The sequence below is a fragment of the Corynebacterium sp. AOP12-C2-36 genome (assembly GCF_052379185.1).
Lineage (GTDB): Bacteria > Actinomycetota > Actinomycetes > Mycobacteriales > Mycobacteriaceae > Corynebacterium.
The window spans coordinates 15,496-37,207 of the sequence record NZ_JBQSYJ010000021.1; the positions used below are offsets into that span (position 1 = coordinate 15,496).

The following is a 21,712-nucleotide window of genomic DNA, read 5'->3' on the forward strand; positions in this document are numbered from 1 at the left end:
CACGCGCGTTTATGCACTGAACGTGTCAATCCACGGCTGCTGATCCTGCGGGTGCGGGATGCGCTATCCGGGGTGCGTCTGTACAAGCACTGGCACATACAACTGGGCGGGAGTGGTCGTACGTCGATCTGTTGCCCAATTCGCCCGTGCGGCGCACAGACGCTTGCTACTGGCACACGCACCCCATTAACGTGTCCGGCATAAGCATAGGTTTCTCGCAACTCACGTAAAGGGGCAGACATGCTCGCAGAACTCACCTCGACGATGAGCCCGGACCTCGTCCTCGCCCACGCCCAGACCGCCTCGTCGTTCATCGAGGCCCAGATCAGTCAGACCGGTGGTCAGTCGTCCGGTTCCTCGACCCTTGACGCGATTATCAGCATCATCATCCAGGCGGTGGCCGCGTTCGCCGGGGTAAAGATGATCATCCGCGGACTTGTCGGAGGCAAGGGAACCTCCGCCAAGCAGGAACTCATGGAGTCGGTCATGTGGATTGCTGCTGGCGTCGGAGTAATGCTCCTGGGTCAGTACATTCCCACACTCTTCGGGCTGGGCAACTCCATCCTCGGCGACTTCTTCTAGGAGGGGGACATGCCACGTCGCGGAGGTCGCGTTTTCAACTGGGTCGACGACATCGCGTTCGAGACCTACCTGTTCAAGTACCGCCTGAGCTGGGTCACCTTCCTGTCGGCGTTCCCGCTCGTCTTCATCGCGTTCGGGGTGGGGCAGTTGTTCTCCTTCCCCGTGGTGGCGGGGTACGCCGGCGTGGCCTTCCTCCTGTGGTTTCGCCTACTGGTGCGCCCCCTCAACAAGACCGACCCCCACGGGTACTGCAGTGAACTCGTCAACACCCGCGGACTCATTCGCGCGCTGGCGCACCGCAAGTCCCACCCCGAACTCCCCGGCAACCGGGTGCAGTCGGACTAGGTCACCGACCAGGTGACACACAACCCCCGAGGAGAATCATGGACTACCGCGCAAAGATGAAGAAGCGCACCCGCAACTTCGCCTTCATGGCCGACGGGTCGGTGTGGGCGAACTACATCTGCGAGGGCATCCCGATCGACTTCTTCACCCCCGGATCGCTGGACTCGGCGTCTCGGGAGCACGCCGCGCTCTATGACCATTTGATGGGTCTCGGGCTCCCCGAGGTTCTCCTGGGCGGTTACCTCACCCGCGTTTCCGCCGAGGAACGACTGGCACCGGTGTACGCCGGGATCCCGGACCTGTCCAACGAGAACTACCCCAGCATGGTCAAGACGATGTCGGCCTACACAGCGGCGGTGAAGTCCAACCGCTACCCGCGCTACCGGCGCCTGTACTGGGTCAGCGTGCGACTCGGCGTGAGCATGTCCGCCGTCGGTCGGCTGTCGTCGGCTATCTGGGAGACGGACCCGTTCGGCGACGTGACGAAGAACGACCTGGAGCACGCCGACGACATCATCCGGGCCAAGTTCCCGGACAGTTTCGGTATGCGCCTGGCGCAGCCCGAGGACTTCGATTGGCTGTACGACCGTTGCCGACTTCGTGGTATCCGGGTGCCCGAGGCTCCCGCGTACCAGTCGAGACGCCGCGTTCCGGTCACCGCCTCGACCGCGGCGTTTCCCGACATCGCTGTCGGGGGAAACCCGGACGGCGAGGCTCTGATCTCCGACTTCGCCACGCGCTACGGCAACGACGACGCTCCGGGGGCGCGCAAGTCGCTCACCGAGTACTTCCGCTCCCTGCGCAGCGGGAACTTCGTGGAGGTGCGCAACCCCAACGAGCGCACCGAGAAGCTCCCGGACGGGCCGATCAGTTATCAGTCCGTGTTCGCCATCGCCCGCTACGGCGACACCCAGGACCGCAATGCCCGCGGCTTCACCTCGATGGTCGACCAGGCCACCGGTCTCGACGGCGACTTCGTTCACCGCATCCGGCCTGCGGACTACAGCGAGCCGAAGTCGCTGGACGAGACGCTGAAGAACCTCGGCGCCGAGCGTAAGGCCAACGCGAACAGCGGGCTGGACGAGGACCGCTACGCCGACATGTACAACGGCGTCCGGGAGTTCTCCGACGAACTGCGCCGTGACGGCGCCAGCGCCAAGTTCAAGGTGACGACGTTCTTTGCTTTCGGCTCCCCGCGACTGGACGTGCTGACCAAGACCGCCCCACAGATCAAGGCGAGCCTGGAGCACGCGGGCTACCGCACCTACTGCCCGACCGGCCTGGTGGAGGAGATGTGGGACATGACGTGGCCGTGCGTCACGTCGACCAGTCTGGTGTCCGACCTCGCCGGTACCACGACGTCTGCGCTGATGGGCGAGTACGCCCCCATGCGGTTCCACCGCGTCGGTGACGCGAAAGGAATCCCGCTGGGCCAGAACATCGACGACATGCTGGGCAACGACGTGCACCTCGACGTGCTCAATCCCACCGAGGAGGGCAACGGCTCGATCGCGATCACCGGCGCACAGGGCCGCGGAAAGTCACACCTGATGAAGATCATCGTCGCGTGGCTGGCGGACCTGCGCATGACCACCGTCGTCCTCGACGGGCAGGGTGAGTGGGCCACGTACGCCTCGACGCTGCCCGACGCTCAGGTGATCGACCTGGTCAACCCCACGGTGTCCGTCGACCCGCTGAAGATCATGGACACCCGCCCTGCGTGTGAGATCCTCGCCGCGCTGTTCCTCCCGCTGCTCGGTGTCAGCCCAGACACCGAGGCGGGCGCACTGCTGGCGTCGAAGTTCGACTACAGGTGGGTGGAGTCGCGCGGCTACGCGACCACCCGGCAGTTGCTGGAGGGCATCGTGAGCCCGTCGGCACGCAGTTCGCTCATCGCCGACGCGATCGCCTCGATCCAGCGACTGCTCGACAACCGCATCGCCGATGCGTTCATCGACCCGGAGATCAACGGCCGGGTGAGCGTGCTTCCGCCGGCGAAGTTCACCGCCAACACGATCGTGTTCTACACCAAGGGACTTACGCTGCCCACCCCGGGCAAGGCGGAGGAGCGCACGACCCTGTCCGAGCGCTTCGGGCTGATGGCTAACACCGCCGTGGCGCTGCTGACCAAGCACCGCTTCGACAACATCTCCGGGACCAAGGCATTCGTGCTCGACGAGGCCCACTTCCTCGACGGTCTCGACGTGCTGACCCAGATGATCAAGGAGCCCGACCGCACCGGCCGTAAGCACGGCACCTTCGTCCTGGTCGGATCCCAGCTCGGAGAGGAGCTGAACAAGCCGGCCTACCGGCTGATCCGTCGCAAGTTCTGCATGGGCCAGGACAACCACCCCAACGCCTCCGAGGCGCTGGACTGGGCCGACTTCCTGCCCTCGCCGGGGCTGGTGAAGGACCTGGTGTCCAACACCTCCCCGTTGCGGCGCAACCGCGAGAACCGCCCGGTGACGGGCCGCGCCGGCGAGTGCTACTTCAACGACGGCTCAGCGAAGTCGAAGATGAAGGTCTTCGACCAGTTCCGCACCGATCGCCGCGTTGTCGCCGACACCACGGCCAGCCGCTACATCCGCTACGGAACCGAGAGCCCCGACGCTGCGGCGTCGGTGGCGTAGGGGGACCTGACCCATGTCACTTCTCAGCGGGCTGGGCCTGCAGGACTCTCAGGGTGTCGACCTGGCGGACTACCAGCTGGTGTTCACCCCAGGGCTCACCAACATCTCCGGCAATATCTTCGGCATCATCGCCGACTTCCTCTACGCCCCCATCGTGTTCATCACCGGCATCGCCGCATGGGTGGCCGACCTTCTGGCCAACCCGTCCACCGTGTTCGGTGGGCTGGAGGACGCGTTCACCTCGGCGGTGTCGCCGGTGTTCGACATCATCCCGGTCCCCGCCCTGGCGATGCTCGCCGCCACGATCACCGTGGCCATGATCGGGATGAAGAAGACCTCGTCGGCGCGCGAGACCCTGGCCACGGACGGCAAGCGAGCGCTGATCGGCATCGGTGCTGCCACGATCGTTGTCTTCCTGGCCAGCAATCCGTTCATCATCGTCGGTGGGGTAGTCAACTTCACGTCCTCGGCGATCCGTGAGTTGTTCGCAGGGTGGTCGGGCACCGGCGGTAGCGTTCTGATGGACACGTTCCTGCGACCGATGACCCAGATGATCAACTTCGGTGGCGTGCTCAACGACGCATGCAACTCCCAGTGGACCTCAGCGGTGTCCAGCGGGGGAAACCTCACCTGCGTTGACGAGGACGTCATCAAGGACCCCACCGCGATGCAGGGGTTCACCGCAGGGCTCGGGATCATCGTCGCTCTGGTGGTGCTCGTGTTCCAGGTCTTCGCACTGGCGCTGGTGTTGTACCACTTCGTCAGTGCGATGGTCGGATCAGGTTTCGTGCTGTACGCCGCCTGCATCGCCATCGCCCGACGCCACAACTTCGACTTCCTGGCCCGTACGGCCGGCTTCGTCGGCGCACACCTGGTGATGTTGTTCATGATCCTGGTGGTCAGTCTCGCAGGGCCGGGCCTGATCACTGCCGCTGCGGGGAGCATGCAGGGCGACCAGCCTGGCTCGGCGCGGCTGCTGGCGTCGGTGGTACTGATGCCGCTGGGCTACGGGCTGCTGATCTTCGTCATGTGGAAATTGGCCAGCCGCACCGGAAAGGTCGCCCGCTTCCTACGGATCGGGGCGAACCGGAAGATGCATCAGCACTACGCAACGGAAGGCACCTCGACGCTCCAGGCCATGGGCCTGGAGGATGCGACCAAGATCCCCGAGGCCGCCACCACTGGAAAGCTCGGCACCGCCGCAGCGTGGGGCCTGGGAGGCACCGGAGTAATGGAGAAGATGATGCGCCAGCGTTCGACGGACGACCCGGCCCGGTCGCAGGACTACGCCGATCAGGATGACGCTCTGGAGAGCCCGTTTGCGTCCAGCTACCCCGACGCTGGGGCCCCGGGTCCCAGCGAGACCGCTGCCCGCGATCAGGACTACACCCTGGCCGGCGCCGAGCAGGCCTACGGCAGTGATGCTGTGGCCCCGCTGTTCGTCGACTCCGACGGTGAGGAGGTTACCGGATACGACTCGGACCGTGAGGTGTTCGACGCCGACGGGGAGCCGGTCACCGGCTGGGAGACCGGCGCGACAGGACAGGTGGTCCCCACGACCTTCGACGCTGACGGCGAGCCGATGGCCCCGGTGGGCGAGGGCGGCCGGGTCAACGAGGTCTACGGTAGCGACGGCCAGCGCATCCTACTGTTCCCTAACCACCAGGGTGAGCTCGGCGGGTCACCGGCGCACCCTGGCAGCGAGGCTCACCGTCGAATGCCGCAGATGCCGGTGGAGGCACCGAACAACCTCTATGGCGACGCCCTGGCCGGCGACGGCGGCGAACTGGACGAGGGCTACACCCCCGACACGCCGCGAACCCTGGAACTCAGCCTCGACGGCACGCCTGCCGAGCAGGGGACCGGGGCGGATGCGCCCGCCAGCGACAGTAACCGAGACGCCGGTGACGACAGTAACCGAGACGCCGGTGACGACAGCAGTCGAGCCGCCGGTGACGAATACAGTGCAGGCGTCGACTTCGGCGAACCCTCGCCGTTCCAGCCTGCTGCGCAGACGGGTGTTCCCACCACCCATTCGACCCCGGACATCACCGGCGCCGGTATGCACGGCTCGACGATCACCCCGGTGCCGCCAGCGCGGTTCAGCGAGCCGACGGCACCGGTGGCCGGTTCCGACCACCCCGGCTTCGGGGCCTACGCCCCACAGCCGCACGCCAGTACGGGGGTTGCCTATTCCCCGCGGCTGGACGTGGGGTCGGAGGTCGACAGCCTCGATGACATCGGCCCGCCCACCAGCGCCCCCACGGCACAGTCGGGCCCGAGCGGTGGTCTGTTCGGCCCCGACCCGAGCGCCGGCCCCGCGCCGCAGACTCCGTTCGCCAACGGACAGCCTGAGGTGGAGAACGTCGTGATCCAGCGCACGGCGAGCCTGCGCGATTTTCTGTCGGGTGCCCACACGGACGCGAAGGTCCAAATCGACCAGTTCGAGCAGCTGGCGGCTGGAGAGTCGGCAGTTGTTCCGCTGGACCCCGACGACGCGCAGATGGAGCTGGACCTGTTCATGGAGGACGGCACGCCGACCATGCGGCCCAGCCACCAGGTGAACCTGGACGGCTCCATCACCTAGCGTTAGCCCGACGGGCCGCCACCGGGCGCCGTTAGCGGATTTTCTGCCGGTTTCGCTCTGATCGGAGGTGACAGGGGACGTGTCACTATACAACAATGGTTACTAGTCGAAGATGACTATGATTGCGTAGTCCAAAGACCGAGTCAGGAGAGACAGCATGAACCTCGAAGAGAAGCTCGCGGAGGCAAGTCGGCGCACGCAGGCCGCGGCATCATCACCCCAGCCCCGCGCGCCGAAGACAGCCCCCGCGGCGCAGTCGGTGGTGCAGGACGCCCCGCACCGCGTCGCCGAATCTGCCAATCAGCCGGAACCCGCCCCGTGGCCGCAGGTGGAGTCTCAGCCGGCCGGTACGCCAGTGGAGAAGTCGTCGGCGGCAGTCCGCTTCGCTGGCGACGTGGCTGTTGCCGGCGGGGCCAAGGATCTCGCCGAGGACGGGTGGCTCGGTTGGCTGAACCGCGTGCTGCCGTTCCTGAACATCTCGCGCACTGAAGCCGAACTGGAGCGCGACGGCTGGCTGCGGGACATGAACGCTGTCGTCCACCCGACCAAGGTCATCGGTGTGGTCAGCCCCAATGGCTCGACCGGAAAGTCGAGCAACACTCAGCTGATCGGAACGACCCTGTCGAAGAGTCGTGCTGGAAAGGGCGTTTGCGCCATCGACATCGACGCCTCGTCGATCCTGGCAACCCGGATGCGGCCGGTGACCGCGCAGTTGAATCGGGAGAGCGTGGATACTTTCGTCGACGCTATCCGCCGCCATGAGGTCAACGCGCAGACCACGGTCGACTCGTTCATGGTCACGAACAAGCAGGGGTTCAACGTGCTGCCCGGCGTAAGTTACACCGGCGGGGATCCGCTGAGTGCCGACCGGCTGCACGATGCGCTGACCACCCTGTACGACTACCAGAAGTTGATCCTGCTCGACTTTCCTGGTTCTCGCGAGGTGCCGGTCGCCGAAGAGGCCCTGGGATGGCTGGATGCCATGGTCTTCGTCGTGGAGACCAACGCCACGTCCCTGAACTCGGCGAACCACATGCTGGAACAGATCAGCCGGTCGCACCCGGACCTGCTGGAGCGCACGATCATCCTGCTTAACAATCGCAGCGGTGGGGCGGTGCTTCCCGACCTGGAGGCCGCCCGCGGCCGGCTGGGGTCACTGATCCACGCCGGCGAGGGCGAGGGGCGGATCTTCCGCATCGACAACGACTCGCACGTCTATGAGTCCGGCCCCCTGGAGCTGGAAAAGTGTGAGGAGGACACTCAACGACGGTTCGAGGAAGTCTCCGCGGCCCTCATGCGCGTGCTCCCGTTGCGCGGTGAACCGAAGTTCCTGGGAGCACATCGGTAGGGGGGACATGCCACCAACCAGTGCGGTAACGTACTGGTGGAACACCCTAAATGTGTACATCGAAAGAACGACGACAGACAGCCCACCCCGACCACACGCCGGAGACGGCCGCGGGACACACCCCACCCACAGAAAGTGAGATCGCCGTGAGCGACGCCACCACCGAAACCATCGAGCGCCCCGAGAACGCAACGTCCGCCCCGAGCGCCCCGAGCGCCGCCCCGTCGACGCCGAAGGAACTGCAGAACCGGCTGAACGCGGCTATTGAGGAGCTGACCAAGAAGAAGGCGGACCTGGACAAGGCTGACCAGGAGCTGGCCGACGCCCACGCGGAGAAGCAGGACGCCGTGAGCAAGGCCAACGCCGAGAAGCAGGCGCGCCTGAAGGCTGTGCGCGAGGAGGAGGACAAGAAGGTCGACAAGGCGCGGTCTGAGGGTGAAGAGGTCGTGAGCCTGGCCCGTGACGCGGCCAACGCCGCGCGCGACATCTACTCCACCCGGCGTGACGAGGTGACCGACGCCAAGACCGGCCTGGTGCCGGCGGCCACCCTCGCGGGGATCGGTCTCGACACCCCGGGCAACAAGCGTAAGTAGCCCGCCGCGTCGCTTTACGTCTCCCGGCTGGGGAGACCTACGGATACACTATCGTGGGGTAAAGGTGCTAGTAACCTATCTGGGTGGTAGCCCCTGACCCCACGTTTTTCGTTTGCTGACCGACCCACCGAGGAGCCCCGCATGGCACGCGCTGCCGCACCGACAGCAACCACAGATACGTTGCGCGTCACGGTGATAACCACCGACACCAGCCCCACCGACGACCCTGGGTCCCGCCGCACCCACGCGGTGGATGTGTCCACGACCGTGGCTGGATCACTGGCCAACAAGGCGATCGAGATTGCCGCGGACGTTACCGCCGAGCTGACCAAGCGGCGGGTCAATACTGACTGGCTGACCGACCCGGACTCCGCCCTGGAGCTCGCACCGGACACCGGCGACAAGTGGGACCAGACCAAGACCCTCGCTGACGTCGGGGTACGCAACGGCAAGACGATCATCCTGACCACCCGCCGGGCCAACGAGCGCTACCCGCGGCTCTACGAGAACCTTGCGGATGCCGCGGCGGTGGTACGCACGAAGACCTTCAGCTCGTGGAGCTCCGCTGCGTCGCACGCGTTTGCCGCCGCAGCGTTTCCGCCAGGCGTCGCCCTGCTCGCGCTCCTCGGTGCTGGTGCAGCGATTCGACACCCCGGCGTGATCCAGTGGATCATCGCCGCCGCCTTCGCCACCGCAGCGCTGGTCATCTCGGTCGCTGCGGTCACCACCGCCCAGTACCGCAAGACCGCCCCGGAGACCCCGGCGTTGGGCCTGACCATGCACGCGCTGCTAGCTGCGGCCGCCGCCGCAGCCGTGCCCTCGCAAGGCTGGGGCATCTGGAACATCGCCGCGGCCACGGTGGTGGTCGCCGCCTCCTCGGCCGGCATGATCGCCCTGCAGGCCCCGAAAGTGTGGGCCCACGTCGCCGTGTTTACTGCCGCGATGTCCACGGTCGTCGGAACCTCGATCGTCCTGATCTACGGACTGTGGCGCGAGGTGTCCACCTCCGGCGCGGCAGCGGCCATCGCCACGGTCGCGTTCCTGTTCTTCCTGTCCAACGTCACCCTGGCCCGCCGTTTCGCCCGCCTGGACATGCCGGTGCTGCCGACCCCGGCCGACGACATCAGCATGCGCCAGACCCACGACCTGGCGGCGATGTCACAGGACATCAGCACCTCGGAGTCCTGGGGCGCACTGATCCACAGCGAGGACCGCAACGTCGCGGCGCGCTGGGCCTCGATGGGCATCATGATCGGCGCGGGGGCCGTCGCCACGATCTGCGCGGTCGTCGCCGGGGCTACGATCACCGACGACACCCTGCGGCTGGTGATTCCGGAGATCGACGGACGCTGGGTCGGCATCCTGACGTTCGCCGTGATCGCCGCCCTGTTCATCCTGCAGGGAACCTGGAACGTCGACCGCGGCTTGTGCGCGACAGGCATCCTGTCGGGCTCGATGATCGGGATGGGCTACATCGCCGGGGCGGTTCTGCTGGGTCGCGACGGATCAGTGGTACGTGTCGCCGGCATGGTGATCGTCGCCTTGGCGCTGATGCTGCTCAGTGCGCTGGCGCTGTTCCGGGCCAGCGATGTGCCGACCTCGGAGAAGCGGGTGAAGCTGCTGCAGATCCTGGAGACGGTGCTGCTGGTCCTGGTGCTCACCGACGCGCTGACCATGCTGAACGTCTTCTTTTCGGTCCGCGCACGATAGGGGAGTGACATAGTGACAACGACCCGAACCCACCGCGCATCAACCCGAGTGCTGGCAACAGCCGTGGTGACCGCCTGCGCAGTGTCGCTGGCCCCGGTGACCATCTCCCCGGCGTCCGCCCTGGAGCCATCCACGTTCAATCCGCAGACCGACACCCCGCCACCGGCCGGCGAGCCCAAGCCGCCGAGCGAGATGCGCCAGTCCACCCAGTGCGCCACCAGTGCGGTGATCCCCGACTCGCAGTTTGACTCCATCCCGGTCAACAACGTCTTCGGCGTCGACAACCTGCACCGCTACGCCAACGGCGCTGGGCAGAGCGTGGCGGTGATCGACTCCGGGGTGACCCCCAACGTGCGACTGTCCAACCTGCGCGGCGCAGGGGATTACGTGCTCGGCCAGGACGGCCTGGAGGACTGCGACCACCACGGCACGTTGATCGCCGGCATCATCGCTGCCGGACCGGCCCGCGATGACAGCTTCGTCGGGGTCGCCCCGTCCGCCGAGATCATCTCGATCCGCCAGACCTCCGGGGCCTACACCCCCCGCAACGCGCAGGACTCCGGGGCGTCGACCCTGGTCACCCTGGCGTCGGCGATCCGCCGTGCCGCCGACGAGGGAGCCACGGTGATCAACATGTCCGTCACCGCCTGTGTGGACGCCGGCTCCGGTGTGGACCTGTCGTCGTTGAAAGGTGCGCTGCACTACGCCGCCGTGGAGAAGGACGCCGTGGTCGTCGCCTCGGCCGGCAACATCGACGACACCTGCCAGCCCAACCCCGGCCCCGATCCGGCCAAGCCGTCGGACGAGCGCGGCTGGGAGGCTGCGCAGACCATTTCGCTGCCCAGCTACATCGACGACTTCGTACTCAGCGTCGGCGGTACCGACCTCGACGGTGCGCCGTACCAGCAGTCGCTGCCGGGGCCGTGGGTCGACGTCGCCGCCCCGGCGCTGTCGATGGTCTCGCTGGACCCGACTGCCGGCGACGTCGGCGGACTGATTAACGGCGAGGTCACCGGGCAGGGCGAGACGGTCCCGATCTCCGGTACCAGCTTCGCCGCCGCCTACGTCTCCGGGCTGGCCGCGCTGGTCCGCCAGCGCTACCCCTCCCTGGACGCCACCCAGGTCCGCAACCGGATCATCAATACCACCCACCCGGTCGCCGACGGCGCCAACAACGTGCTGGGCCACGGTCTGGTTGACCCACTGACCACCCTGACGGCGTCGGTGGACACCGACACGACCGCCGCCCAGGACATCCTGTCCAACACCAGCCGCCAGCCGCGAGACCCGCAGAGCATCGTCAACCCGGCGGCGGTGACGTTTGGCGGGATCCTGATCGCAGTGATCGTCGCCGTGTCCGCTGTCGGGCTGCGCGCCTGGCGACAGAACCTGCGCAGCGAGCCCACCGCGTCAACTACCAGCAACGGAGGAAAGTAGCCATGGCACGCAAGCGTCACCGCAAGGAGTCCGACGATACCGGTAGGCCGCGCACGCGCCGGCGCGCCGCCCGCCGAGACCGCGTTGCAGCCCGCCGGGCCCGGGCAGCCGCGCCGAAGGCACGTCGCCGCCGTCGCATCGGGCTTCGCCCGTCCGGCGGCTACCTGCTCGCCTTCAGCGCCTCGGTGGTCACCGCTGTGCTCGCGCTCCCGCCGCTGGGGGTGTCCATGGCCGCTGCCGGCGCGGTGGGACTTCTCATCGGCCTGGTCGCCCTGCTGACGGTGGAGCAGGCCACGATCCCGGAGTGGATCCGTCGCCGTCGCAGGATGAGCACCGCCCTGTCACCGTCGGTGACCGCATCCTCCGACGGCGCGGCGGTGGCCCTGTCGGTCGCCTCCGGCGGCGGGGACCCCACTGCACCGACCGGAGTGCACGGCACCGGCAGCGACGAGGCATCTGTGTGGATGGAGGTCACCGCCGCCGACCCGTTCCACCTGTCCACGGTCAGCACCTCAGGATCGAACATCGCCTCCACCGAAGCCCCGGAAACTGACCACCCGGTGATCACCATGGAGCGCCTGGCGCCGCTGATGACCCACGGGGACCTGGTTCTGCAGCGCTTGGAGGCGGTGACCTACGGCATGCGCACCGTGCTGCCCACCCCGGCCGGGCGTATCGCCGCCTCGCTGGCCGGCACGGTGCCGACCCATCAGGCGGGGCGGACGTTCTTGAAGGCCACACTGCGCCTGGACGATGCACACCCGGCGATCCTGGCACGCGCCACCGACGGCGACTTCGCGGTGGGCACCCACCGCGCGGTGCTGAGCTCGGTCGCCCGCATCCGGGTCCACGCCGAGGGGATGGGTCTGTCGGTGTCAGTGATGTCGCCGTCGCAGTGCCATGCCCTGAGCCTGGACTCACTGAACTGGCTGGGCGAGCCCGCCGAGGAGCAGCGGTGGCGCTGGCTGGGCGGCAACAAGGCCGGGGGAGTGGTGTCGGTGGTTCCCACCGACAATCCGGAGCACCAGGCTTCGTGGACGGCGGTGGAGGTGGACCGGATCTTCGAGGATGTGCGCCTGGAGCGCAACCGCCACACCGGCGAGATCGAGCAGTCCTACTTCCTGACCTACGCTACCCATCACGACGCCGCCCCGCGGCTGCCCAAGGCCCTAGGGCTGTCGGTGCTCAAAGGCCAGCAGGTGCAGGCCGCCAGCCACCTCATCCCAGCCGCGGCGTGCGAGGAGCTGACCATCACGCGCGACCCGCTTGGGGCTCCGGCGCCGCAGGCCTACGCCGGCGGGCTGGGCGTCTACATCGGCACCGGCAGCGTGGGAAAGGTGTTCATGCAGGTCACTCGCGGTACCGGTTCGGTGCTGCACATCGCCGGTCCCGACGAGCTGGCCCAACAGTTCCTGTTGCGCATGTCCGGTCAGGCGCTGACCGTCGATGTGCGTGTTACCCCGAGCGCAGTGGACGTCGACGACCGGTGGCAGCGATTCGTCGACGGACTGGCCACCCCGCTGGTGACCTACAACGGCAATGAAAACGCTGACGTCGTGGTGGTGTCCCCCGGTGGCGAACACGCCGTCCCCGACGACCAGACGGTGATCATCGTCTCCGCCGCGGCTCCCCGGTTCGACCCGGCGGCCTCACTGATCCGCAGTGGCGATGACCTGGTGGTCACCAGCGGGCGCACCCAGCTGCGGGTGCCGTGGGTGGTCACCCAGTCGGAGCAGGGGTACCTGGTTCGCCAGCCAGCGCGGGCCCGCTGATCCTTTTCGGGTCCGCCCCACCGCAACCCTCACGAACCACGACGCTCTCCGCAGCGCACCCCGTCACCCCCAACACACGAGGAGCCACCACCGACATGAGTACCCCGACCACCACCGACGCGGACACCGCGGCGCTGCTCGACAGTATCGACGTCGCCGCCTGGAAGTTCGACGACTACGCCTCCACCATCACCCCAGCGGCGGCCAAGAAGCTGCTGGGGCTCAACATCGACCGCAACCGCAACGTGCGCCCCCCTGCGGTCAAGCGCCTGGCCCAGGACATGCGTGAAGGAAGGTTCATCGAGACAGGCGCGACCCTGTCGATCGACACCACCGGGCACATCATCGACGGACAGCACCGGCTACACGCCTGCATCGCCGCCGACGTCCCGTTTCGCACGATCATCGTCTCCGGGCTCGACCCGGTGGCCTTCACCGCAACGGACAAGGGGACCAAGCGCACCCTGGGCGACACCCTGAAGCACCGTGGCGTGTCCAACGCATCACGCGCGGCGGCCCTGTCCAGCGCGCTGACGCAGTGGGACACCGACGTGCGCACAAGCAACGTCCTGGTCTCCGGAATCCGCAGCGAGCAGGAGGTGCTGAGCTACTACACCGAGCATGCCGAAGAGATCGACCTGGTGGCCGCGTGCTCGGTGGTGCTGCCCCGCGTGCTCTACCCGAAGGCGTCTGATCTGGTCAGGGTGGTCACGCTGCGCATCGACGCGGAGGACTCCGACGTGTTCTTCGACGCGCTGCGCAGCGGGCGCAGTGACTTCGACACGCTGATCACGATGCGCGAGGCGCTGCGTCGGGACCGTGAGGGCAGCGGGAAGTCGCGCGGGGCCTACTGGCAGCTCGGCATGCTGCTGCGTACCTGGAACCGCTGGCGCGAGGGCGAGCTGGACATGACACGGGCCGTGATGTTCACCCCGGGTGGGTCGAAGGCGAACAAGCTGCCGACTGAACTGGTCTAGTGTGGCGGTGGTGCCTGCCGCGCGTGGTATTGCCGCTGATACCTCCGTCCCGCTAGCATAGGAACACGTATAACGTGTCTGTCAGAGGGATGCGGGCAGGCGCGCCGCTACCACGAAGAATCAGGAGCAAGGGACATGGCAGGTATTGTCGGAATCCAGAGTTACGCGGCGGTCGCCGGAACGACCGCCGCTACGAGCGCCATCCAGGCGACGATGGGGGGTGTGACCATGGCGACCACCGCTGTGGCCAACGCGATCCTCCCGCCGGGCAGCGAGGGTGCCTCAATGCTGGCGACGCTGAGCAACAAGACCAACACCAACGACTTCAACGCGAAGTTCGGCGTGGGTCTGGTCGAGATGCAGAAGCGCAACGCCGTGGTCGCCACGCACTCCGCCGAGAACGCCGCGGCCGACATGGCCGGCGTGGCCTCGCTGGGCGCGGTGAACCCGGTTCTCTAGCGCCGAACACGAAACCCCCGACCGCCCCATGTGAGACGGTCGGGGGTTTCGTGTTCGGCGGGACTACGGGCGGGTTAGCCCGTCGATCCAGTCGGCAGTGAAGCGCGCGAGTTCCTCGGCGTTGTCGGGCTCGACGCCGTCGGTGTCAGCGAACGGGGACTGGGGGAGCTCGCCGGAAGGCTCCACGCGCACGAGGCAGCCGGCGACGTCCCCGGCGGTGACGGTGATCTCAGCGGCAGCGCCGGAGGGGCGGTCGGACACCGCAGCGGTGAGGGCGGTGCCGTCGTAGTCGGTGGTGGCGGGCAGACGATCCAAGGTTCGGTCCATGAACCCAGCCTAGTCGCCGATAGTCCGTTGTGAGTAGTAGTCCCAAGGTCCCGCTGCTGGGCGAAGACACTTCTGAAGGAGTCGTCCTGATGTGGAGTGCCGCTGTAGGGCATAACCTGGGGAAAGTGCGCCCGTAGCTGTATGAAGTGGTACGTCCCTACGTCTAACATGTAATCCATGACCACGCCCTCCGAATCCACCGAAGACGACGTCGCCGACATCGAGGTATTCCCGCTCGGTGGGGTGCCGCTCGTTTCCTACTCCGACAACTACCGGCCGAGATCAGGTGAAGATCTGTCCCGCTACACGATGCAGGCCATGAAGGCCATGATCCCCACGGCGGTGCATCCGGACGCCTACATCCCCGGCGAGACGCCGTAGAACCACCCCCCCCCCCACCGATGACCGGTACGCCCGTACCACCGCTTTGACGAGGAGACCCCCGTGACCGTAGAGATCAACCTGACCGGCGAGGCCAGCGCCATCATCACCCCTTTCTGGCCGAAGACCAACCAGAACGAGGACGCCTACTCCGGCCTCGCGCAGAGCTGGCTGCAGAAGTCTGCCGACAAGGCGAGCAAGGTGCCGGAGTTCCAGCGCAGCGCCGAGCAGGCCCTGCAGTTCGCCAGCGGGTCCGGCGCTGACGCGTTCGGCGAGAAGATGCGGAGTTCGGCCGCCCAGTTCGGCGCGATGGCCGAGGCGGCCGAGAACAAGGCGGGCGGCGCGGCGATGCAGGCCCAGAACATCTTCAACACGAAGAACATGCTCAACGCTCTGGGCTTGGACTTCCAGGCCAAGTTGGAGGCAGCCACCGCCGCCCAGATGGGGTCGGCGGCCACCGGCTCGGCCGCCGGTGTCGCCGGCTTCGAGGCGATGAAGACCCAGCTGCGCACCCAGCTCACCGCCGCCGCCCAGATGGTCGGTGGTGGATTCGCCGCGGCCAACGCGCAGATCAACCAGAACATCGCCAGCGGCACGGCGATGGACGGGGCTCCCTCGATGATGCCGCCCACCCTGTCGTCGATGGGCAACATGTCCGGGTGGGGAGCTGCGCCGAACAACCCGGCGCAGTTCGCCGACAGCTCCTTCTACGGCAACTACGCCGCCGGTGGGTCGCCGATGATGTCCGGCATGGAGAATATGGGCGGGCAGCTCGACTACGGCGCCGGGGCATTCGGTGCTGGCGGGCAGGCCGGGACCTACATGGGCACCGGGGCGACGTTCGACGGAACGCCAGGGTCGCTGATCAACACGCTGATCAACAACGCCCCGGCGGTCGCGCAGCTCGCGCAGACCGGCCTGGCCGTTGGTGAGCAGGCGTTCGGCCACCTGCAGCAGGCGGCCGCCACGGTGACCGCCGGGGCCGCCGGGGCCCTGGGTGCCTACGACGACGGTGGTGTCTTCGCCGGCGAGCAGTCCGGGTCCAGCGGCGGGGCAGGTGCCCTGGCGGACTCCGGGCCGTCGGATTCCTCTGGCGACTCCGGTTCGTCGCGCAGTGGTCTGCCGGCCTCCGGTGGTTCCGGCGGGGCGGGCGGCTCCGGTGGCTCCTCCTCGTCTGGCTCAGCGGATACGGTCGATCCGAAGTTCGACGATGACGACAGCTCGGGCAGCGACGAAAAGGAAGATGAGGAGCGCGAGGCCGAGGTCGCCGAGGAATTGGCCGGGTCCTCCAACGACTCCGAAGCCGGTGACCCCAGCTCCGACGACAGCGGCTCCGACACCGGTGAGAACAGCGAACAGAGACGCGACGACTCTCCGGCAGCGCAGGAGGATGCCGCGAGCGAGGCGGCGCCCGCCGCGGAGACCGAGCCTGAACCCGAGCCTGAGCAGGAACCCGCGCCGGCGGCGCAGCCCAACTCCGGTGGGGCCCCCCCCAACGTCCAACGCCCACACCGCCTCGATGGACTACGACATCAACCTCAGCGGCGAATCCGGTGTGAGCGCGGACGTCAACACCTCGCTGACCTCCGCTGGTGGCGCAGGAACCGACGCCTCGCAAGTCGGTACCCACACCACCAGCGCTGCCGGTGCCCCGGCGGCGCCCGCAGCCGGGGCCGCCCCGATGGCACCGGCACCCGCAGCCGGTGCTGCCGGAGCCGGGTTCATGGCCGCCGGCGGCACCGGGTCCGGTGGAGGCGACGCCTGGGGCAGGCACCGCCGCGAGACCCCGGCCGCGCTGAGCATCGAGCCGGACCCGACGGTCTCGCCGAAGTCGGACAAAGCCCTCGACGGTTTCGGGCGCAACACTCGTCGGGCGATCAAGCAGTTGGCCACCCTGGACGAGGCGCTGGGTACCCGCTCCACCGGCGCACCCCTCGCCCTTGCGGTGATCAACTCCGGTCGCTCGGTGTACGCGACATCCGACGCGTTCGGCTTCCCGGACGCCGACACCGCCGCGGAGGTGGGTGCCCTGCCTGCTGGTGCGGTGCCGCTGGCCGCGCTGCTCGACGAGATCCCCGAGGAGTTCCTGACCTCGTGGGTCGGTGCGACCGACCCGGCGGGCGTGATGGCGCTGGCGGCGGACAAGGGCTACATCTCGCCCAAGGTGATCTTCGACGTCGGCCGCGATGAGAACCTGCCGCTGCCTGCCGGCGTCGAGGTCGTGGACCGTGCCACGCTGTCGTCGATCACCCCGGCGGCGGCGGCCAGCGAGGGCCGCCGCCTGCTGGAGGACCTGGAGACCCTGGACCAGGACGGCCTGACCGACCTTTCCGAAATGCTGACCCAGCTGGCGAAGCTGTGGGGCATGCCGATGGACGCCGACCTGGAGACCGACGAGGCCCACGCCGCGATGGTCAAGCGGCGTTGGTCCTCGGGAGGCAGGCCCGACCAGGTGCAGGTCGCCACCGTCTGGTGGCTGCTGCTCGCCGCTGCCGACGCCCTGGTCGACGGCACCCCGAGCTACGCCAGCGCGGCCCTGCGTATGGTGCTGGGCTTCCCGCTGCCGAGCATGAGCGCCGACGCTGCTGACGTCGCTGGCGCCGCCGTCTAGGCACCTCGCGGCCCGCGCTGGCCCGCCCCGTCACCGCCCACCGCGGTGACGGGGCGGTTTTCTTAGGTTTTAGGCCTACTGACGCTGGTAGTTGGTATCACGTCCCCAATAAACTCATGTAGCAGAACGACCCAGCAAAAATGATCGACTACCTGCCGTAATGCTGACACTGACACGAACACGAAGTGTCGTAAAGGATGTGAACCAACGATGTGCCGTTCCTGCACTGAGGGAGGCCGGCGCTGCCAGGACACCTGGAGCGCGGAAAAGATCGCCAAGGAGACCCGGGCAGCCAACGCCCGCCGAACCAAGAACCGTGCCATCAAGCGTGAGTTCGCCACCACGATTGGCTCACAGCTGGGGCCTGACGCCTACGCCGCGGTGATGAAGACCAGCCCCAACCAGCTGTCGCTGGTGGCCAGCCGCGTGGCCGACCACAGCCCGGAGATGGAGAGCCAGATCCGGGCCAGCGTCAACGGAAAGTACCCGGGCACCCACAACATGGTCGTTCAGGAGATCCGTGCCGAGTCGGCCTACCTGGACCACGATCGCACGGGCGATCTGAAGTCCGACCCGATGAACGTCACCAGCGCGATGAAGGCGCTCAACGCCGTGGACGCCGCCGCCCTGGAGCAGGGACTGGTGCCTGAGGACCAGCGCGCCGACCTGGAGCGCGAACTCGACGTGCGCCAGATAGCCGTGGACCTGGGGCTGGGCGACCCCAACAAGGTCGGGCCGGTCACCGCCCAGCAGGCGGCGTTCTACAACGGCCTGGAACTCGACGAGATCGCAGCCTTGGGCCGCCCCAACGAGCGCCTGGAGAACAAGCTGCGTGCGGAGGTGTTCAAGTCCGCCAACATCACCATGTCCCCGCGCGCTTCGCTGCTCGACGAGTCCGACGAGTACCGCAATGCCCGCCAACTGGCCGACACGGTGTCCAATACCCAGATGGCCAAGGGTCTGCCGGTCGCCGAGGACGTGCTGCTGAAGCGTGACGAGGACGGCACCCTGTACTACTCCATCGACGGCGCCCACCGTCTGCCGGCGTCGCCTCACGGCTTCGTGCACGACGAGATCGCCAAGATCCCCTACGTCGATGAGGTCGCCTACGACCGGTTCTCCTCCCCAGCAGGTCAGGACGCCATGTTCGACCGGCTGTCCAAGGATCCCCACACCGACTTGGCCGTGGAGGAGGCGGCGATCCGAACCGCCTTCACCTCCGACCGCTTCGCCGGGCGCAAGATCACCGAGGGCGAGAACTTCACCTTCGACGAGGGGCCCAACGTCGGCCACGCCGGGGTCACCCACACCCAGATGGCCGCCACCGGGCACCGCCGCCCCGGAGACTTCGACCCCACGAGCCCGGCCAGCCCGGTGGCCAACCGGCACCTGCGCCGCGCCGGTGACGTGCGTGCGGCGACGCAGCGCATGTTCGCCGAGCGCCAGGGTGTTGCCGACACCCTGGACGTGCGCAACGACCGCCGCATCACCCGGGCAGCCAGCGGGGCCGACGTCGGCGGGCTGACCCGGCTGCGCACCCCGGTGGCCGGCAACGCTGACTACACCGCCGACGACCAGCAGGTCGAGTCGGGACTGTCAGCGTTCATGGCCGCCCAGGGCGACAAGACCGTGCGCTCGCGCAAGAACACCGGACGCCTGGACACCTCGACGTTCTCCAAGGCCCCGGTAGGCAATCAGGACGTCGACCTGGCCGTGGCGCGGGCCAACTCCTACGCCGTGGCCGGCGGCCCCGACCTCGCGGTGACCACCTCCGGGCAGATCAACAACGCCCACGACACCGACACCTGCGACACCGCGGCGATGTCGGACTACCTGCGCGTGCGCGAGTCGGTGGGCGCAACGTCGATCTCGCGGGCGATGCAGGCCAAGTCCGGCAGCCCGGTCTCCCCGGTGACGATGAGCTCCTACACATCGGTCCCTGAGGACACCGATGTCTCCGAGCTCTACGCCACCGGCAGCTCGCACAGCCCGTCGGCGTACGTGGCGGTGGCGTCCAACGCCCGCAAGCCGCGGCGTACGAGGGGTGGGCGCACGGTCCGGATGGTCTACACCACCTCCACCGGCGCCCAGATCACCCCGCAGCGCACCATCGTCGGGCCCGAGCAGACGTTCCGGGTCGCACGCACCGACACTGCCTCCGACGGCACGGTCACCGTGCACATGGTTGAGGACACCGTGCTGTCCACCCACGCCCCCACCAGCAACGACTAGGAGACCCACCGTGATCGAGTTTGAGCGTGACGAGTTCATTGCCGAGTTCAACACATACCTGTCCGGCACCGACGACGGGGCGATCAGCCGAGCGCTGGCCATGTTCGGTTACGACAACGACCTGGACGCCGCGTCTGCGAGCTCCCCGATGGACCGCGAGGCCCGCAGGGGCTGGCTGCAGACGCTGTCGGACTGGGCGCTGGTAGCCCGCGACGCCGGCGAGTTGGATCCCCAGGACGCTGACGACGTGACGGATCCGTCCGGCGCCGGACAGCGCCGCTACCCGGACTGGTCTCAGGTCGCATCCGATGAGAGGGGCGGGACGCCTGAGGCGGACGCCGTCTAGCCGAACGAGCTGCCCCCATGGAGCCCCCGTCTCGCCCGTTGGGTGGGGGGGGGGGCTCCACTCATGGCCGCAACCTGGGGTGATCGGCTGGTCCTATCGCTGTACTTGGCCGTGGCCTGCGAACGAGTGTGCGAAGTGGGCCCGCAGCTTCCGTATTGCTGGGGTGCGTCGGCGCCGAGGGGCTAGTCTGGACCAACACAGCCCAGGGAGCATAACCACCCAATCGGGTCTCCCCGCGACTGTCTTTCCCGGAGTACGCCACACATTCCCCAGCTAGGAGCCTCGCGCACCATGATTACCGTCTACACCAAGCCTTCCTGCGTCCAGTGCACCGCGACCAAGCGTGCCCTCGACAAGAACGGTCTCGACTACGAGCTAGTCGACATCAGCCTCGACGACGAAGCCCGCGACTACGTCACCGCCCTGGGCCACCTGCAGGCCCCGGTCGTCGTCACCGAGGACGCCAACTGGTCGGGCTTCCGCCCCGACCGCATCAAGTCGCTGGCCACTGCCGGCGTAGGCGCGTCGCCGGCAGCCTGACCCCAACCCACTGACCCGACAGGGACGCTGCGGACACGCCTTCCGCCGCGTCCCTCCCGTTTCCCGCCCCAGCTGCCACAAGGGGACACGGAAAACGCCCCACCGCCTGATTCTCCCCAGCGGGTTCCTGCCTGCACCCGCCACACAGCCGCCGGAATGTCACCGACTACGTGCGCAGGAACCTCCCCGCTGCGGGGGAGGAAAGGACGAGGCACCGCCCATGCTCATCGTCTACTTCTCATCTTCCACCCTGGCCACCGACCGCTTCGTCGCCAAGCTGGACCTTCCGTCCGCGCGCATCCCGCTGCGGCGCACCGAGGACTGCCTGCACGTCGACGAGCCTTTCGTGCTCGTCACCCCGACCTACGGCGGCGGAAACGCTCGCCCGGTGCCCAAGCAGGTGGTGACCTTCCTCAACGACCCGGACAACCGGGCGCGGCTGCGTGGGGTCGTCGCCTCGGGAAACCGCAACTTCGGCGACGACTTCTGCCGCGCCGGCGACGTGATCTCCGCCAAGTGCGCCGTGCCCTACCTGTACCGCTTCGAGTTGATGGGCACCACCGACGACGTGGCCCGCGTGCGCGAAGGACTGGTGCAGTTTGAGCACCAGCAGCGCGCCGCCGGCACCTGGGACACGCGCCCCGCCGAGGCGAGCGCCGCGGCTGAGACCAGCGGTCTCCCCGCCCGACCCACCGACACGACAACCCCGACCATTCCGACAACGAGGACGACCATGACCACCGAACTTTCCCCCGCACAGACCGCGCCGGCCACTGCGGTACCGGCCGAGCTCCCCGCCGCGGGCCCCGCAGCCGAGACGATCCCGGCTGACGGA

Annotated in this window: 18 protein-coding genes and 1 pseudogene; 17 read left to right on the forward strand and 2 right to left on the reverse strand. The window is 67.7% G+C overall.

Translation table 11 applies throughout. From position 1 onward, the window contains the following. Positions 1-240: 240 nt before the first annotated feature. The 11 genes from ACT3UN_RS14060 to ACT3UN_RS14110 all read left to right on the forward strand — a co-directional run bounded on the left by ACT3UN_RS14060 (position 241) and on the right by ACT3UN_RS14110 (position 14,440). Positions 241-582, forward strand: a complete 342-nt coding sequence (locus tag ACT3UN_RS14060; protein WP_444657338.1) for a hypothetical protein — start codon at positions 241-243, stop codon at positions 580-582. Positions 583-591: 9 nt separating this feature from the next. After that, positions 592-927 (forward strand): hypothetical protein, encoded by a 336-nt coding sequence (locus ACT3UN_RS14065; protein ID WP_444657339.1) that lies wholly within the window; start codon positions 592-594, stop codon positions 925-927. 38 nt (positions 928-965) lie between these two features. Then, positions 966-3,557 carry an ATP-binding protein gene (locus ACT3UN_RS14070; protein ID WP_444657340.1) on the forward strand — a complete coding sequence of 864 codons (2,592 nt, stop codon included), beginning with the start codon at positions 966-968 and terminating at the stop codon, positions 3,555-3,557. Between the two features lie 13 nt (positions 3,558-3,570). After that, positions 3,571-6,144: a hypothetical protein gene (locus ACT3UN_RS14075; RefSeq protein WP_444657341.1), complete on the forward strand. Its 2,574-nt coding sequence runs from the start codon at positions 3,571-3,573 to the stop codon at positions 6,142-6,144. A gap of 157 nt (positions 6,145-6,301) precedes the next feature. Next, positions 6,302-7,492 (forward strand): hypothetical protein, encoded by a 1,191-nt coding sequence (locus ACT3UN_RS14080; protein ID WP_444657342.1) that lies wholly within the window; start codon positions 6,302-6,304, stop codon positions 7,490-7,492. 146 nt (positions 7,493-7,638) lie between these two features. After that, complete coding sequence (locus tag ACT3UN_RS14085) at positions 7,639-8,085, forward strand: hypothetical protein (RefSeq protein ID WP_444657343.1); 447 nt, start codon at positions 7,639-7,641, stop codon at positions 8,083-8,085. Positions 8,086-8,226: 141 nt separating this feature from the next. After that, positions 8,227-9,795 (forward strand): type VII secretion integral membrane protein EccD, encoded by a 1,569-nt coding sequence (eccD, locus tag ACT3UN_RS14090; protein WP_444657344.1) that lies wholly within the window; start codon positions 8,227-8,229, stop codon positions 9,793-9,795. Positions 9,796-9,843: 48 nt separating this feature from the next. Next, the gene (gene mycP / locus ACT3UN_RS14095) at positions 9,844-11,232 is read left to right on the forward strand and encodes a type VII secretion-associated serine protease mycosin (protein ID WP_444657345.1); all 1,389 of its coding nucleotides are present in this window, start codon (positions 9,844-9,846) and stop codon (positions 11,230-11,232) included. A 2-nt stretch (positions 11,233-11,234) separates the two neighbouring features. Next, positions 11,235-13,004, forward strand: a complete 1,770-nt coding sequence (locus ACT3UN_RS14100; protein ID WP_444657346.1) for a hypothetical protein — start codon at positions 11,235-11,237, stop codon at positions 13,002-13,004. A 95-nt stretch (positions 13,005-13,099) separates the two neighbouring features. Then, a complete protein-coding gene (locus tag ACT3UN_RS14105; RefSeq protein ID WP_444657347.1) occupies positions 13,100-13,981 on the forward strand; it encodes a hypothetical protein in 882 nt (293 codons plus the stop codon). Positions 13,982-14,116: 135 nt separating this feature from the next. Next, positions 14,117-14,440 carry a hypothetical protein gene (locus ACT3UN_RS14110; protein WP_444657348.1) on the forward strand — a complete coding sequence of 108 codons (324 nt, stop codon included), beginning with the start codon at positions 14,117-14,119 and terminating at the stop codon, positions 14,438-14,440. Positions 14,441-14,503: 63 nt separating this feature from the next. Here the strand turns inward: ACT3UN_RS14110 and ACT3UN_RS14115 are convergent, their stop codons facing one another. Further along, complete coding sequence (locus ACT3UN_RS14115; RefSeq protein WP_444657349.1) at positions 14,504-14,767, reverse strand: hypothetical protein; 264 nt, start codon at positions 14,765-14,767, stop codon at positions 14,504-14,506. Between the two features lie 177 nt (positions 14,768-14,944). On the opposite strand from ACT3UN_RS14115, the gene ACT3UN_RS14120 reads away from it, so the two are divergent. Beyond that, positions 14,945-15,148 (forward strand): hypothetical protein, encoded by a 204-nt coding sequence (locus ACT3UN_RS14120; protein ID WP_444657350.1) that lies wholly within the window; start codon positions 14,945-14,947, stop codon positions 15,146-15,148. A gap of 146 nt (positions 15,149-15,294) precedes the next feature. Here ACT3UN_RS14120 and ACT3UN_RS14125 read toward each other — a convergent pair whose 3' ends face one another. Beyond that, positions 15,295-15,801: a hypothetical protein gene (locus tag ACT3UN_RS14125; protein ID WP_444657351.1), complete on the reverse strand. Its 507-nt coding sequence runs from the start codon at positions 15,799-15,801 to the stop codon at positions 15,295-15,297. Positions 15,802-16,628: 827 nt separating this feature from the next. Here ACT3UN_RS14125 and ACT3UN_RS14130 point away from each other — a divergent pair. The 5 genes and pseudogenes from ACT3UN_RS14130 to nrdI form a co-directional block, all read left to right on the forward strand. Then, positions 16,629-17,759 carry a hypothetical protein gene (locus tag ACT3UN_RS14130; protein ID WP_444657352.1) on the forward strand — a complete coding sequence of 377 codons (1,131 nt, stop codon included), beginning with the start codon at positions 16,629-16,631 and terminating at the stop codon, positions 17,757-17,759. Between the two features lie 210 nt (positions 17,760-17,969). Further along, the gene (locus tag ACT3UN_RS14135) at positions 17,970-19,991 is read left to right on the forward strand and encodes a hypothetical protein (RefSeq protein WP_444657353.1); all 2,022 of its coding nucleotides are present in this window, start codon (positions 17,970-17,972) and stop codon (positions 19,989-19,991) included. Positions 19,992-20,001: 10 nt separating this feature from the next. Continuing rightward, entirely contained in the window at positions 20,002-20,337 is a 336-nt protein-coding gene (locus tag ACT3UN_RS14140; RefSeq protein ID WP_444657354.1) for a hypothetical protein, read from the forward strand. Positions 20,338-20,628: 291 nt separating this feature from the next. After that, a complete protein-coding gene (nrdH, locus tag ACT3UN_RS14145) occupies positions 20,629-20,877 on the forward strand; it encodes a glutaredoxin-like protein NrdH (RefSeq protein ID WP_444657355.1) in 249 nt (82 codons plus the stop codon). Positions 20,878-21,097: 220 nt separating this feature from the next. Beyond that, positions 21,098-21,511, forward strand: a pseudogene (gene nrdI / locus ACT3UN_RS14150) (class Ib ribonucleoside-diphosphate reductase assembly flavoprotein NrdI); the annotation flags it as partial. Positions 21,512-21,712 lie beyond the last annotated feature (201 nt).

Bases quoted from the DNA above. Each gene is read 5' to 3' on its own strand.
- ACT3UN_RS14060 (WP_444657338.1), top strand. From the start codon at position 241: ATGCTCGCAGAACTCACCTCGACGATGAGCCCGGACCTCGTCCTCGCC.
- ACT3UN_RS14065 (WP_444657339.1), top strand. From the start codon at position 592: ATGCCACGTCGCGGAGGTCGCGTTTTCAACTGGGTCGACGACATCGCG.
- ACT3UN_RS14070 (WP_444657340.1), top strand. From the start codon at position 966: ATGGACTACCGCGCAAAGATGAAGAAGCGCACCCGCAACTTCGCCTTC.
- ACT3UN_RS14075 (WP_444657341.1), top strand. From the start codon at position 3,571: ATGTCACTTCTCAGCGGGCTGGGCCTGCAGGACTCTCAGGGTGTCGAC.
- ACT3UN_RS14080 (WP_444657342.1), top strand. From the start codon at position 6,302: ATGAACCTCGAAGAGAAGCTCGCGGAGGCAAGTCGGCGCACGCAGGCC.
- eccD (WP_444657344.1), top strand. From the start codon at position 8,227: ATGGCACGCGCTGCCGCACCGACAGCAACCACAGATACGTTGCGCGTC.
- ACT3UN_RS14100 (WP_444657346.1), top strand. From the start codon at position 11,235: ATGGCACGCAAGCGTCACCGCAAGGAGTCCGACGATACCGGTAGGCCG.
- ACT3UN_RS14105 (WP_444657347.1), top strand. From the start codon at position 13,100: ATGAGTACCCCGACCACCACCGACGCGGACACCGCGGCGCTGCTCGAC.
- ACT3UN_RS14110 (WP_444657348.1), top strand. From the start codon at position 14,117: ATGGCAGGTATTGTCGGAATCCAGAGTTACGCGGCGGTCGCCGGAACG.
- ACT3UN_RS14115 (WP_444657349.1), bottom strand. From the start codon at position 14,767: ATGGACCGAACCTTGGATCGTCTGCCCGCCACCACCGACTACGACGGC.
- ACT3UN_RS14120 (WP_444657350.1), top strand. From the start codon at position 14,945: ATGACCACGCCCTCCGAATCCACCGAAGACGACGTCGCCGACATCGAG.
- ACT3UN_RS14125 (WP_444657351.1), bottom strand. From the start codon at position 15,801: ATGTTGCCCATCGACGACAGGGTGGGCGGCATCATCGAGGGAGCCCCG.
- ACT3UN_RS14135 (WP_444657353.1), top strand. From the start codon at position 17,970: ATGTGCCGTTCCTGCACTGAGGGAGGCCGGCGCTGCCAGGACACCTGG.
- nrdH (WP_444657355.1), top strand. From the start codon at position 20,629: ATGATTACCGTCTACACCAAGCCTTCCTGCGTCCAGTGCACCGCGACC.